Source organism: Bosea sp. (in: a-proteobacteria), assembly GCA_023910605.1.
In the GTDB taxonomy this organism is placed as follows: domain Bacteria; phylum Pseudomonadota; class Alphaproteobacteria; order Rhizobiales; family Beijerinckiaceae; genus Allobosea.
This window is the reverse complement of the sequence record JAAVVV010000001.1, coordinates 925,863-940,083: the sequence shown is the minus strand read 5'-3', so window position 1 is coordinate 940,083 and position 14,221 is coordinate 925,863. Positions and strand designations below refer to the sequence as shown.

Sequence of the window (14,221 nt, the reverse complement as noted above, 5' to 3'; positions counted from 1 at the left end):
CAACCAGATCAACCCTTGGCATCGCCAACATGGTACAGAAGCGCTCGCTCCGGCTCATTGCATGCTGCAGAATAGCTGGCGGCAATCAGCGAACAGGGCGGATCAGGGCCAGACCCCGTGCCAACAGCAAGATCTGTTGCCGCACTCGCCAGCAACTATCCCCATAGGCTCCCGCGCCAGCGGGTTCGTTCAATCCGGCTTCAATGAGGTCGCGCATCGCGGCCCGCACGACGATCTCAGCCGCGCGACCTCACAGAGATTGAGGGTAAGCAGGCTCAGCCCACCGCCGGCATCATCGACAGCCAGAGCGTCAAAACCACCGAAAGTGGCGGGATTTCGGGGTATGATGCAGGAAAGAAAATCAAAGGCCGCAAGCGCCATATCATCACCGACACGCTCGGCTTCCTGATCTTCGTGCTGGTCCACGGTGCCAACATTCAGGATCGTGATGGTGCTCCTGACCTGCTCAAGGCGATCCGCTTCCGCTGTCCCTGGCTGCGTCATATCTTTGCTGATGGCGGCTATGCTGGGGGCAAACTGAAGGATGCCATGCGAGGCCATGGCCGCTGGACAATCGAAATCGTCAAACGGTCCGATGCCGCAAAGGGCTTCGTCGTCCTGCCCCGCCGATGGGTGGTCGAGCGAACATTCGCATGGCTCAATCGATGCCGCCGTCTTGCCAAGGATTGGGAGAAATCCATCGCAAGCTCCACAGCCTTCGCCCATATCGCCAGCATCCGCATGCTCACCAGACGCATCGCAAGACACTCAATCTGCACGTGAACTTTTGAATCGGGCTCTGAGTAATGGCGGGGCGGAGGAAACCGGGTGCGAGTGATCTGCTCAGGATTGTGCGCAATACTTCCGGCTACGAAGAATAGTCGTTTCGGTGGCGTCGGCGCAGATTGACATTTGCAGGAAGCGATCCGTCAACGATCAGCTTCAAAAATGACCGTACAATCGTTCTTCGGAGTTCAACGTCTTCCCGCATGAGGGCGGCTGCGACCTGGGCACCGTGTTCGATATCAGGGTCTTCATCCGCAACGACCTGAAAGTTGTCCGGATAAGCGGAAAGCGACATTAGGTGAAACGCGCCCATTTCCGGCGTTAAGTCACGCTCAAGAGTGCGATAAATCACCAAAGCCATCCCCATCCGCCATTCATTTTCTTTTTCTGATGGCACGGAGAGCGGCACCTCGGGATCACGATCTGCGTGTTTTAGCTTGTTCCACAGTTCGACGAGGCGCGAGCTGCCAATTTCGCTCAGTAGATCCTTTAGACGGAGATGTTCGCCCTCGTTCTCATGCTGATGCAGGTCGCGAAGAACACCAAACGCCGCCATGGTCAGCGCGTGAACAGCCAATGGATCACGAGCATCTAGCCAAAGCCGAATGGCTTCATCGAGAAGTCGCCGCGCACCGTCGCGTCTCGTGAGGGTCAATCCCGTCTTCAACAATGGAACTATTCGAAGCTAAACGCACACGATCGCAAATGTGCGAAAACCTGAGTAATGGCGGACAGGGCGGGACTGTCCGTCCCGAGCCCTCGAACCCTTGATTTCCTTGTGCTTTTTCAGCCAAGGCCGGCTCTAGAGATGAGCCGAGGTGTACAAACAGGTGTACATTTCGGTGTATATTCGCACCCGGACCGGTGGCCCGGATGCAATGGCAGCATGATAGCGCGCCGCTTTCAGGGTCGCAATGGATCCCCTCGGGACAGCGCACAGTGTGTGGTCAGTGCTTGCGGATCAGGTGGTCGATGTCGGCGCCGAGCGCGGCGAGCAGGATCGACAGGCGCTTGGGGTCAAGCTCCTCCTCACTCAGTGCCATCGACACGGCGGAAAACTTGCGGCGCAGGCAGCGCAGGCAATCGACCGGCGCGACGGCGACATCGAGATGGGCCTGCTCCTCGGCAATGAGCATGCCGGAAAGCGCCGCGTCGGACGCGCCAGTTGTGGAATCCGCGAGATCGGCGCGCACCGCCATCAGACGGGCGAGCGCAGGCTCCAGGGCGCGGTGCGCTTCCCCCTCGGCAATGAGAGCGTAGGGCTTCAAGACTTGATCGCCGCGACGATGCGCGGCCATATGCGTGACAGCCATGGTGGCCTCCTAGTGGACAGAATCTAACGCTTGGTGCCCGCGTTTGACAGCTGCGATTATGGCGTCGGGGTCTGCGGTCCAGGAGAAGGGTTTTGGCTCCCCGTTGTGCTCTTTGAGGAAGCGGTTGATGGCGGCCTGAAGATCGACGACTGAGACAAAGACGCCGCGCTTGAGGATGCGTTTTGCGAGCTTGGCGAAGAAACCCTCGACCGCATTGAGCCATGAACAGGACGTTGGCGTGAAGTGGAAGGTGAAGCGCTGATTGCGCATGAGCCATTGCATGACCTTGGGATGCTTGTGGGCGGCATAATTGTCGAGAATGACATGGACCGCCTTGCCTGCCGGAACCTGCGCATTAATGGCGTTGAGGAAGCGGATGAACTCCTGATGGCGATGGCGCTGCATGTTCTGGCCGATGACGGTTCCGTCGAGCACGTTGAGGGCCGCAAAGAGCGTGGTCGTGCCGTTCCGCTTGTAGTCGTGGGTCATGGTGCCCAGCCGCCCCTTTTTCATGGGCAGTCCGGGCTGGGTGCGGTCGAGGGCCTGGATCTGGGATTTCTCATCCAGCGATAGAACGATGGCGTGCGCGGGCGGATTGACATAGAGGCCGACCACGTCGCGCAGTTTCTCGGTGAACTTCGGGTCGTTGGAGAGCTTGAACTGGCGCATCCGGTGCGGCTGGAGGCCGTGCGCCTTCCAGATGCGGCGCACCGCGCTGGCGCTGATGCCGGAGGCTTTGGCCATGGCCTGCGCCGTCCAGTGCGTGGTCTCGCTGGGGGGATCGGCCAGCGTCAGCGCCACCACACGCTCCGCCACTTGAGGGCCGAGCGGCTTGATGCGCGAGGGGCGCGTCTTGTCGCGCAGCAGGCCATCGATGCCTTCGCGCATGAAGCGCTCCTGCCAGCGCCAGACCGCTGTCTTGGAAACGCCCGCCTCACGCATGATCGACGCCGTGCCAGCGCCCTTCGCCGTCAACAAAACGATCCGACAGCGCCAGACATGCTTTTGGGGAGAATTACGATTAACGACAATGGCTTCGAGCCGCAGAAGTTCAGAGGCCGTGACTGTGATGGATATTCCTGTGCGCATGCGCCAGATTCGCACGAACAACCAAAATGGGGAATCCCAAATCGGACTCGCCCGTCAGGCGCGTTCCACTAGCTAGGTTGCTGTGGTCAGGCTGTCGGGGGTGCGGCAAACACTCCCGGCAGCCGCCGGATCGGTACGGTGAACGCATGTTCCGGATCCCCACACAAAGGGCAAGGAGCCGCCGCGGAGGTGGTTAGCAAAGAGCGATCGCGCGACCGCCCCATTGCCGCCCTGCGCTCTGCCGGCACACAGCTGAGGATCGTGCGTATATGCCGCGAGTTCGACAGACAGGGAGAACGAGCTGGCTGTCGCGAACTACCCTGCGATGCTGCGCAATTTTGAATAGAAATGGGCACCACTCCGCCCTCGGTTGTTTCGACTTTGTATCGAAGTCCGGCCTTCCTAACTCGAACAGCGGCAGTCTTGGTATTAACACTGATCCGCTCAACCACCGTTTCGAACCCGCCGGTGGCCTTCACCGCCACAACCGTAGGAGATCGTGGAGCTGGCGTCTTGGCCGGCGCAGCGATTCTGTCGCCGTCGCACTTCACACTGAACGCATCGCCGCTCGGCCGTACATGCACGTCCAGCCGATCCTTCAGTACGTCGATTTCAACAACCACGGTGGTGTCCATCCTATCCCATCTTTGCGTAAGCGTGCTTTCCTTCAAGCGGCCAGGCGACTGTCCAAGTTCCATGGATCGACAGCGAGGACCTTGGCTCACGCACGGTTTGGCGTCCCTCAGGCGCGTCGGTTCCTGACTTCCACCGCGAACCCTAATGTAACAAAGAATACTACATGAGAGTTCCAAGAGGAAGGGCCTGAGCTACACGCCGCGCTGTCTTGGCCTCAATCGCCCGGATAGCAGCGGCCATGTTGGCCGGGCCCTTCACGCCGGCGGGGTTGCGTTGGGGCTGGCCAGCACAAAGTCGTCAATCCGCGCAGCCGATGGGCTTTGCGGCGGCGCTCGACCATCTGCGTCGAGTGGGGGCGGTCAGCTGGCGGAGGTCCAGGCGCGGACAGCTGCGCTGGACGCCCCGTTTCGGCGATTTGTCCATGTTCGTCCGGCGAGCGCTTGACTGGTGGCGCGAGCTGATGCACCGCAGCTCAGGCCTGCCACGCTTGCCTGCGCGGGGCGGCATGCCAAAGCCGGGTCGACGGCGGCGGTCTCCGCCGGGACAGGTGCCGGCTGCGCGATGGGAGAGAGGTTCATGCGGATTATCGTCACCGGCGGCGCGGGCTTCATCGGCTCGGCGGTGTGCCGCCATTGCGTGCTTCATCTGGGCTGGACGGTCCTCAACCTCGACAAGCTGACTTATGCTGGCAATCTCGCCTCTCTGCGCAGCCTCGACAGCCATCCCGGCCACCACTTCGCCAAGGTCGACATCTGCGATCGGGCGGCGGTGTCGGCGCAGTTCGCGGCGTTCGAGCCCGACGGGGTCATGCATCTGGCCGCCGAGAGCCATGTCGACCGGTCGATCAACGCCTCGGGCGACTTCATCGCCACCAACATCGTCGGCACGCATGTGATGCTGGAGGCGGCGCGCGCCTGGTGGAGCGCCCTACCGCCAGATCGCGGGGCCAGGTTCCGCTTCCTGCATGTCTCCACCGACGAAGTCTACGGCTCGCTGGGCGAGGAGGGGCTGTTCACCGAGGCTACGCCCTATGATCCCAGCTCGCCCTATTCCGCCTCGAAGGCCGCGGCCGACCATCTCGTCAGCGCCTGGACGCGGACCTACGGCCTACCTGCGATAATCTCGAACTGCTCCAACAACTACGGGCCGTTCCACTTTCCCGAGAAGCTGATCCCGCTCGTCGTCCTCAATGCGCTGCATGGCAAGCCGCTGCCGGTCTATGGCGAGGGCCTCAACGTGCGCGACTGGCTGCATGTCGAGGATCACGCGCGGGCGCTGGCGTTGATCCTGAGCAGTGGGCGCGTCGGCGAGACCTACAATGTCGGCGGGCGCAACGAGCGCCGCAACATCGACGTCGTCGCTCGGATCTGTGAGGTGCTGGACAGGCTGTCCCCGGGCGGCGCGCCGCACGCACGGCTGGTCACGCATGTGGCGGACCGCCCCGGCCATGACCGGCGCTACGCCATCGACGCCTCCAAGCTTGAGGGCGAACTGGGCTGGCGCGCGAGAGAGACCTTCGAGAGCGGCGTCGAAAAGACCGTGGCATGGTACATCGAGAACGAATGGTGGTGGCGTCCGCTGCGCGAGAAGGTCTATGCCGGAGAGCGCCTTGGGCTGACGGTCGGCAATGGCGACGCACGCTGAGCGGACACGGGACGGGGCCGCCGCGGGCGGGAGGGCGCGATGAAGGGCATTATTCTAGCGGGCGGCAGCGGCACGCGCCTGCACCCGATGACGTTGGTGACGTCCAAGCAGCTGATGCCGGTCTACGACAAGCCGATGATCTACTATCCGCTGTCGGTGCTGATGCTGGCCGGCATCCGCGAGATCCTCGTCATCTCCACCCCCCATGACCTGCCGCAATTCCAGCGCCTGCTCGGCGACGGCGCGAGCTGGGGCGTCTCGCTGAGCTACGCCGAGCAGCCCTCGCCGGACGGCCTCGCGCAGGCCTTCGTCATAGGGCGGAACTTCGTGCGGGGCGGGCCGTCGGCGCTGGTGCTGGGCGACAATATCCACTATGGCGCCGGCCTTTCCGGCGTTCTCAAGCAGGCGCGCAGCCACGGACGCGGCGCGACGGTGTTCGGCTACCATGTCACCGATCCCGAGCGATATGGGGTCGTGGAGTTCGACGCCGCGATGCGGGCGGTGAGCATCGAGGAGAAGCCCGCGAAGCCCAGATCGAATTGGGCCGTCACCGGACTGTACTTCTACGACGAGCAGGTGGCCGACATCGCCGCCTCGATCAGGCCCAGCGCGCGCGGCGAGTTGGAGATCACCGATGTGAACCTGCGCTATCTGGAGATGGGCCTTCTCAACGTGGTGAAGCTGGGGCGCGGCTTCGCCTGGCTCGACACCGGCACCTCCGACTCCCTGACCGATGCCGCAAGCTATGTGCGCGCGCTGGAAAAGCGCCAGGGCCTGCGCATCTGCTGCCCCGAAGAGGTGGCGTTCGAGCAGGGCTTCATCGACTCGCGGCAGCTGCACAGGCTCGGCGAGGCGCTCGGCAAGAGCGCCTATGGGCGATACCTTATAACCATCGCCCAAGCCGGCGCAGAACCTCCGCGCGTTGTTTGACGCTTGGGTGCAGACGCCATATGGAAGCCGCCTGTCGCAGGCGATGGCTGGCGATGCTTCTGGCATGCTATCCCCGCGATGCCATTGATCACTTGGCCGTGAGGCACGTGGGTTGAAGCTGTCTTTCGATGCCACGCTCTACCGGCCTGCGCCTTACGTCGCGGAGTTCCACGCCAGAGCGACGGCGGTGGCGCGCCAGTTCGCCCAAGAAGAAGTGGCTCGGTTTGTTTGAACAGTTTCCGTGCCGCCGATAAGTGGTTTCGCCCTTGGGTTACGCCACCGCCGGGTTTGGCTGCAGCGCAATAATGAAGGCCTGATCGGGCGTCTGCCCGGCCAGCCCCTGATGAGGGCGCCTCCGGTTATAGAAGTCCAGATAGCGCCCGATGGACGTCCGCGCCTCGGTGACGGACGCGTAGGCATGCAGATAGACCTCCTCGTGCTTCAATGATCGCCACCGACGCTCGATGAAGACGTTGTCCCGCCAAGCCCCCTTGCCGTCCATGCTGACGGCGACGCCGTTTCCGATCAGCATCGTGGTGAAGCGCGGGCTGGTGAACTGGCTTCCCTGGACGCCCTTCTGTTTGTCAAGCGGCGATGCGCGATGCGTTGATTTCGCGCTGGAAGTGCATGATGAGTGTGGACACCTCGCGGGCGAGATAGCGCTTGAGGGCACGGATGGCGTCGAGCTTGGAGTGACCTCCGGCGACACGCCGTGCAACGAACTCCCTGGTCCTCTGGTCGGTGCGCAGCCGCCCGATCGCGATGATGTGCAAGGCGCTGTTCGCTGCCCGGTCTCCACCCCGGTTCAGGCGATGGCGGATTGTCTTGCCTGATGATGCCGGCACGGGGCTAACGCCGCCCGCAAAGCTCGCCTCCGATCGCATGCGTTCAGGATTGCCACCGGCGGTGAGCAGGAGCTGCGCCGCGCCGACGTAGCTGATCGAGTTGCGCTCGATCAGGTTGGGCGCCAGCTCCTGGACGATCGCTGCGATCATAGCGTCGAGATCGGTGATCTCGTCATGTAGTTCGAGGTAGCGCCGCCCCAGAGACTTGAGGCTGATCCGGTAGGCAGCCTCGACATCACGGTAAGCGGTCAGGTCCGGACGCCAGGCTGCGAGCGTGCGCACGAGCTGCATCCGGGTCATGACGCGCAGCTGGTCTCGCAGGCCGTCGGGCGCGGCGACGATGGCATTGTAGATCATCTGCAGGGCAATGCGCCTGGCCGTCACCGCCGTCTTGCGGCAGGCCACGAGCACGCGCAGCGCCTCGATCATGCCGTCGCGGCTGCGGGGTGTGACGGTGCGCTGGCCCGAGAAGGCGGCATGGGCGGCGTTATGCGCGTCAAGATCGTCATTTCTGCCGCACTTGCGCCGGTCCTGCCTGTCAGGGGCCGTGACCTCCAGCACGGTGACGTCCGCCTGCTGCATGAAGCGCAGGAGGCCTGCGCCATAGCTGCCGGTCGATTTCACGTCGACACGCTGCAGTGTTCCGAAGGAACGCATCCAGGCGAGCATCTGGCGGTAGCCTTGCCGGGTGCTGGCGAACGAGCGGGTGCCCAGAACTCGGTCTTGATGGTCGACGACGGCTGCGACGTGCAGATCCTTATGGGTGTCCACGCCTCCGACGACGGTGCTCGCGGCTGATTCATTCTTGCTGTCTATGGTCGCTCTCCTCGCTTGAACGAACGGCTTCGCTAGGATCAGCTGCATGGACAGGAAAGTCACGTGACCGGATGCGGTCAAGCCCTTCTCGGGTCACAGGCAACGGCGAGGCGAGCCCTCACCGCAAGGCGTTCCCGGGCGGCCGACAGGTCCAGCGAAAAGACACATCGGTCGATCTGAGTGCGGGTCAGACCGCACCGGGCGCCTTGCGGTGCCAGCTTAACCGGGAGGTCGATCGGTGTTCGAGTCAGGCCGACCGGGAACTGGCGTTGATCCATTGACTGTCGGCGTTGAAGATCGCCGGCCGCCCGAACCACGCCATAGCCTCGTGCAGCGCCTCGATGCAGAAGTCGGCGTCCATGGTGTTCGACAGCCGCCAGGCCAGCACCCGGCGGCTGAACCAGTCGATCACAGCGACGAGGTAGAGGAAGCCGCTCCGCATCGGGATGTAGGTGATGTCCATCGCCCACACCCGGTTCGGCCGTGTCACCGGCAGCTTGTGTCCAGCGACAATCGGATCTGGCCCCTCTATGACAGCAGGAACTGACCCCCTTTCCGTTGGATGATTAGGTATTGGGTGGTGCTGGCGCCGAAGCGGGCTTCTGCAGAAGCCCGCTTCGGCGCTTTTCGCGGAGCCGGTAACTGTCGCCGTGGATCGTAATGACGTGGCCGTGGTGGAGCAGCCGGTCGAGGATGGCGTTGGCGACGACAGGGTCGCCGAACACCGAACCCCATTCACCTACGGCCCGGTTTGAGGTGACGAGCATCGCGCCCCGCTCGTAGCGCCTGCTGACCAGCTGGAAAAACAGATGTGGGGCGTCAGGCTCGAAGGGCAGATAGCCGAGTTCGTCGATGATCAGGAGCTTGGGCTTTGCGTAATGCGTGAGCCGCTCCTCGAGCCTGCCGTCGCTGTGAGCCTTGGCGAGCTGGGCGACCAGGGTGGTGGCTGGAGTGAACAGTACCGAGTAGCCCGCCACAATGGCTTCACGGCCCAGCGCCACGGCGAGATGCGTTTTCCCTATGCCAAGCGGCCCGAGCAGCAAGACGGTTTCACCATTGGCGATGAAGCGGCCCGTGGCGATCTCGCGGATCTGCGCCTTGTCGAGCGAGGGCTGCGCGCCGAAGTCGAAGCCCGTGAGGTCGCAGGCAAAGGGGAAGCGGGCGAGCCCATATCCCATGTCGATGCGCCGCTGGTCGCGGCGGGCGACCTCGCGCTCACAGAACATGGTCAGAACCTCGCGGATCGTGAGGTCGCGTCGGTCGGCCTCGTCGATCAAGCTGTCGAACTGATCGCGCATGGCGCCGAGCTTCAGCCGAGCCAGCAGCGCGATCAGGTGATCGTGCGCATCCATCAGAAGCTTCCTCCAGCCACCGCCTCGTACTCCGCCAGCGGCCGCAGCAGTGCCGCCTGCGTCGGATCGACGACAATCTCGGGAGGACGACGGATTGGGCCCGCCCGGCTGCCGACGAGGCTGGCGAGATGCGCGTCGTCGACGGCGCGGCCGTGGCGGCCCTTCAACTCGGAATGGAGAGCAACCTCGCGGCCGCCATGGTGGACGCGGATCGCGCCTGCGCTGACCGCTACGCGGACCGGCTCGCCGATCAGCCGCCAGGGCACGGAATAGGCGTTGCCGTCGATGGCGACCGCGCAGTCGGCGCCGACGCTGCGGATCAGGTTACGCATCGCGCTGAAGGCAGGTATGCCGGTAAGCGGCTTCAGCGCTTGCGCCTCGTCGTGCCGGAAGCGATCGATCGGCGACGCGCCCGTGGTGCCATGGATGCGCCGGTCCGCGACCTCGCGTGTCCAGGCTGCCAGGGGCGCCTCCATTTCCGCCCAGCTCGCGAACGAGCGCCCGGCGATGGCGTTGCGCTTGACGTAGCCGACGCCGCGCTCGTCCTTGCCCTTGGTGCGTGCCCGGTATGAAGCACAGGCCCGGACCCGGAAGCCCGGTGCCGGGCGAAGGCGTGCAGCCTGGGATGAAGCACGACCTCGCGGCTCGATGGTCATGGTCCAGGATCAGCGCGCGGGCATTGTCGAGCAGGACCTCGCGCGGCACGCCGCCGAAGGCCTGGAACGCGCCTTCCATGCCGGCGAACCAGCTCTCCTGCTTCTCGTGGCCAAAGGGCTGCACATGAAGCCGACGCGAGTAGCCCAGCGTCGCCACGAAGAAGAACACCTTCGTTGGCGCGCCGCCAAGCTCGACCCGCCGCTCGCCGGAGTCGATCTGCAGCTGCTGGCCCGGCTACGTCTCGAAGCACACCGTCGCTCTCGCTTCCGCCACCAGCTCGCGCCGCAGCGGCGCCACCGCACGTTCCACCGTGCGGAGACTTACCCTGACCCCCTTCTCGACGGCGAGCTCCTGGCGGAAGACATCGGCGTTGCCGCGATGGCGGCGGAAGCGTTTGGCCAGCCAGTCGGCCAGGCCGTCGAGCCGCTTCGTGCGCGACGGCGTCACGCAGGGACGCCAATCGCCATAGCGAAGCCAGCGCTTCACCGTATTCTTTGAACACCCAAGCTCGGCAGCAATCCGCTTCGCGCCCCAGCCCAGGGCCCTAGAGCGGAATCCGATCTGAATGAGTCGAGAGGGATTGAACGAACCCGCTGTCGCGGGAGGGGTGCGCGGTTTGTGACGGGCAGCTCCTGATGGGAAGGTTTGGGTGTTGAAGCCACTCATCCCACCAGGAGTTCCCGATGACCGAAGCCAAGCCTGCGATGAGCGCCCTGCGCCGACGCATGATCGACGACATGACACTGCGCAATCTGTCTCCAGCCACACAGCGATCCTATCTGCATGCGGTGACGAAGTTCAGCCGCCATTTTGGGTGTTCGCCAGACTGGCTTGGTCTGGAGGACGTGCGTTCGTTCCAGGTGCATCTGGTCAGCCAGGGGATCTCCTGGCCCGCGTTGAACCAGACGGTCTGCGCCCTGCGTTTTTTCTACGGCGTCACACTGGACCGCGCCGAGATTCCCGAGCGCATCGTCTACGCCCGCACACCGCGCAAGCTGCCTGCGATCCTGGGGGCGGACGAGGTCGTGAGCTTCCTGGAGGCAGTACCCTCCCTGAAGACGCGCGTCGCGCTGACGACGGCTTATGCAGCGGGCCTTCGGGCCTCGGAGGCGGTGAGCCTGAAGGTTACCGACATCGACAGCGCCCGGATGGTGCTGCAGGTCCGGCACGGCAAGGGCGCGAAGGACCGCACTGTCATGCTCTCTGCCGCGCTTCTGGCGATCCTGCGCAGCTACTGGCGGCTGGCACGCCCAGGCGATTGGCTTTTCCCCGGTCGCGGCCCGGACAAGCCGATGGATGTGCAGGTTCTGCACGCGGCCTGCCGCTCGGCTGCAAAGGCGGCAGGCCTGACGAAGAAGGTCAGCGTGCATACGCTGCGCCATAGCTTCGCCACCCATCTTCTGGAGAGCGGGACCGATATCCGCATTATCCAGGTGCTGTTGGGCCACGCCAATCTGTCGACGACGGCGCGCTACACCCATGTGGCGACCACGACAATCGCCAGGACGCGAAGCCCGCTCGATCGGCTCGACCTCACCGTGACGCCTCCCGTCTGAGTAACGGAGATGCACAGCGCTCTGGAGGTGGCGGATGTCTTCCGCCGCCACGGTCCTGCTTATCGCCGGGAACGGCCCGTGCCGCTTGGCCGGGTCGAGACGCGCGTCATGAGCGCCATCGCGCTGTGCCGCACGGCAGCTCTGGGCGGGCATGTGGAAGCTTGCGACGGCTGCACGCACAGCCGCATCGCCTACAACTCTTGCCGCAACCGCCATTGCCCGAAGTGCCAGGGCGCGGCGCGGGAGGCATGGCTGGCGGAGCGGGAAAAGGATCTGCTGCCCACGTCCTACTTCCATGTCGTCTTCACAGTGCCTGCCCCGATCGGCGCGCTGGCCTTCCAGAACAAGGCCATTGTCTACGCCATCCTGTTCGAGGCGGCGGCCTACGCGCTGAGGACCGCCGGCCGTGATCCGCGCCATCTGGGTGGCGAGGTTGGTGCCGTCGCCATTCTCCACACCTGGGGGCAAGCGCTCACACATCATCCTCATGTGCATTGTCTGGTTCCGGGCGGTGCACTGGCCCACGATGGTCGGTGGGTCGCCTGCAGGCCGAACTTTCTCCTGCCCATCCATGTCCTCTCGCAATTGTTCCGCCGTCGCTTCGTCGAGAGGCTCCAGGAGGCCAGAACCACGGGTCAACTTGGCTTCTTTGGCGAGCTTGCCGTCCTCAACGATGTCGAAGTCTTCACTTCCTGGCTCGCCGCGCAGCGACGCACCGACTGGGTTGTCTATGCCAAACCGCCCTTTGGTTCGCCGCAGCATGTCTTGGCCTACCTCGGTCGCTACACCCACCGTGTCGCCATCGCCAACAGCCGCCTCGTCGCCATGGACGACAAGCAGTGTCTCTTTCCGCTGGCGGGACTATCGCCATGGCAGTGCTGTCCGCGTCATGAAGCTCGATGCAGGCGAGTTCATTCGCCGCTTCCTGCTGCACGCCCTGCCAGACGGCTTCCACCGTATCCGCCACTTCGGCTTCCTCGCCAACGGTTGCCGCCGCATCAAGCTGGCTGCCATCCGTCAGACTATTGCTGCCGCCGAAGCTTGCGGGATCGGTCATCCGCGCACCACTGAACATGACGCTGCGGTCAAGCACGCTCCAGAGCCAAAGCAGAAGGCCCTCGATCCAGTGATCTGTCCGTGCTGCGGGGGAACTATGCGCATCACCCGGCTCCTGCCACGCTGCCAGCCCTGCCCAGACACCTCATGACGACAGTTCGCAGCCTTCGACCATCCGGCATCATCAATCCGCTCGCTGATACGTTGCGGAGTACGACCCCTTGCGCCCTGCAGCATCGAACGACAACCAGATCAACCCTTGGCATCGCCAACATGGTACAGAAGCGCTCGCTCCGGCTCATTGCATGCTGCAGAATAGCTGGCGGCAATCAGCGAACAGGGCGGATCAGGGCCAGACCCCGTGCCAACAGCAAGATCTGTTGCCGCACTCGCCAGCAACTATCCCCATAGGCTCCCGCGCCAGCGGGTTCGTTCAATCCGGCTTCAATGAGGTCGCGCATCGCGGCCCGCACGACGATCTCAGCCGCGCGACCTCACAGAACCCTCCAGATTCCCAAATCAGGCATGAGGTGATTCAGACTGTCTGCCGGATGGAGGCCGGCAGGCATGTCGAGAGCGCTGTCGATCGATCTTCGGGTTCGCGTTCTGGGGGCGGTCGCGGCCGGCGCGACGCATCGCGAGGCTGCGGAGCGTTTCGGAGTCAGCGCGGCCAGCGTCAGCCGCTGGCGCAGCCGCGAGCGAGATCAGGGCGATCCACGTCCCAAGGCGCTTGGCGGTGACCGGCGCTCGGCTCGGATCGAGGCCCATCATGACGCGGTGATGGCTGCGCTCGGTCCGGAGAAGGATGCCACGATCGAGGAGGTCCGCGCCAGCCTGGCGAAGCAGGGCCTCGCCTTCGGCTTCGGCACGATCCAGCGCTTCTTCGCCCGACATGCCGTCACGCGCAAAAAAAGACCGCGCACGCGACCGAGCAGGATCGTCCCAACGTCCTGACCCGGCGCGAACGATGGTTCGAGGATCAACTCGACCTCGATCCCGACCGGCTGGTCTTCATCGACGAGACATGGGCCTCGACCAACATGGCGCGCCGCCATGGTCGCTGCCGGCGCGGGACAAGGCTTCGGGTGGGCGTTCCGCATGGCCACTGGAAGACGACGACCTTCGTCGGCGCGCTGACCCTGCGTGGCTTCATCGCGCCGTTCGTACTCGACGGGCCGATCAACCGCGACGCCTTCGAGACCTATGTCGCCAAGGTGCTGGTTCCGGAGCTGCGTCCCGGCGACATCGTCATCATGGACAACCTGTCCAGCCACAAGGGGCCGCGCGTGCGCGAGATGATCGAGGCGGCAGGCGCTGAACTGCGCTACCTCCCGCCCTACAGCCCCGACTTCAACCCCATCGAGAACGCCTTCGCTAAGCTCAAGGCAATGCTCAGGAAGGCGGCCGAGCGAACCGTCAGCGGCCTCTGGGACGCCATCGGCCGCTTCATCGACATGGTCCCGCCCGCCGAATGCGCCAACTACTTCAGCGCCGCAGGATATGATGCAGCGTGATCGGATTCCGCTCTAATACTAACGGCC

Annotated in this window: 9 protein-coding genes and 5 pseudogenes; 6 read left to right on the top strand and 8 right to left on the bottom strand. The window is 64.1% G+C overall.

The features are described 5' to 3' along the window. Positions 1-255 precede the first annotated feature (255 nt). Positions 256-783: pseudogene (locus HEQ16_04640) on the top strand (IS5 family transposase). A gap of 85 nt (positions 784-868) precedes the next feature. Here HEQ16_04640 and HEQ16_04635 read toward each other — a convergent pair. The 3 genes from HEQ16_04635 to HEQ16_04625 form a co-directional block, all read right to left on the bottom strand. After that, positions 869-1,441 (bottom strand): hypothetical protein, encoded by a 573-nt coding sequence (locus HEQ16_04635; protein ID MCO4053334.1) that lies wholly within the window; start codon positions 1,439-1,441, stop codon positions 869-871. Between the two features lie 292 nt (positions 1,442-1,733). Beyond that, positions 1,734-2,084 carry a hypothetical protein gene (locus HEQ16_04630; GenBank protein ID MCO4053333.1) on the bottom strand — a complete coding sequence of 117 codons (351 nt, stop codon included), beginning with the start codon at positions 2,082-2,084 and terminating at the stop codon, positions 1,734-1,736. 24 nt (positions 2,085-2,108) lie between these two features. Next, positions 2,109-3,188: an IS630 family transposase gene (locus HEQ16_04625; protein MCO4053332.1), complete on the bottom strand. Its 1,080-nt coding sequence runs from the start codon at positions 3,186-3,188 to the stop codon at positions 2,109-2,111. 1,212 nt (positions 3,189-4,400) lie between these two features. Between HEQ16_04625 and rfbB the strand changes: the two genes are divergently transcribed. Together rfbB and rfbA are read left to right on the top strand one after the other, a co-directional pair. After that, positions 4,401-5,468: a dTDP-glucose 4,6-dehydratase gene (rfbB, locus tag HEQ16_04620; protein ID MCO4053331.1), complete on the top strand. Its 1,068-nt coding sequence runs from the start codon at positions 4,401-4,403 to the stop codon at positions 5,466-5,468. Positions 5,469-5,507: 39 nt separating this feature from the next. Beyond that, positions 5,508-6,398, top strand: a complete 891-nt coding sequence (rfbA, locus tag HEQ16_04615; protein MCO4053330.1) for a glucose-1-phosphate thymidylyltransferase RfbA — start codon at positions 5,508-5,510, stop codon at positions 6,396-6,398. A 271-nt stretch (positions 6,399-6,669) separates the two neighbouring features. On the opposite strand, the pseudogene HEQ16_04610 reads toward rfbA, so the two are convergent. The 5 genes and pseudogenes from HEQ16_04610 to HEQ16_04590 form a co-directional block, all read right to left on the bottom strand. Beyond that, a pseudogene (locus tag HEQ16_04610) lies at positions 6,670-6,966 on the bottom strand (transposase). Positions 6,967-6,982: 16 nt separating this feature from the next. Next, positions 6,983-8,059 carry an IS110 family transposase gene (locus tag HEQ16_04605; protein ID MCO4053329.1) on the bottom strand — a complete coding sequence of 359 codons (1,077 nt, stop codon included), beginning with the start codon at positions 8,057-8,059 and terminating at the stop codon, positions 6,983-6,985. A 265-nt stretch (positions 8,060-8,324) separates the two neighbouring features. After that, a pseudogene (locus tag HEQ16_04600) lies at positions 8,325-8,555 on the bottom strand (transposase family protein). A gap of 70 nt (positions 8,556-8,625) precedes the next feature. After that, on the bottom strand, positions 8,626-9,414 hold the full coding sequence (locus HEQ16_04595) for an ATP-binding protein (protein MCO4053328.1): 789 nt from the start codon (positions 9,412-9,414) through the stop codon (positions 8,626-8,628). Then, positions 9,411-10,635: pseudogene (locus HEQ16_04590) on the bottom strand (IS21 family transposase). The gene HEQ16_04595 and the pseudogene HEQ16_04590 overlap by 4 nt, the downstream one beginning before the upstream one ends. A gap of 116 nt (positions 10,636-10,751) precedes the next feature. Here HEQ16_04590 and HEQ16_04585 point away from each other — a divergent pair. From HEQ16_04585 to HEQ16_04575, 3 genes and pseudogenes are all read left to right on the top strand, one after another. Beyond that, positions 10,752-11,624 carry a tyrosine-type recombinase/integrase gene (locus HEQ16_04585; GenBank protein ID MCO4053327.1) on the top strand — a complete coding sequence of 291 codons (873 nt, stop codon included), beginning with the start codon at positions 10,752-10,754 and terminating at the stop codon, positions 11,622-11,624. Between the two features lie 9 nt (positions 11,625-11,633). After that, positions 11,634-12,831: pseudogene (locus HEQ16_04580) on the top strand (IS91 family transposase). Positions 12,832-13,247: 416 nt separating this feature from the next. Further along, a protein-coding gene (locus HEQ16_04575; GenBank protein ID MCO4053326.1) for an IS630 family transposase occupies positions 13,248-14,194 on the top strand; the annotation gives its coding sequence in 2 pieces (ribosomal slippage) (positions 13,248-13,596 and positions 13,596-14,194; 948 coding nt in all). Positions 14,195-14,221: the final 27 nt, after the last annotated feature.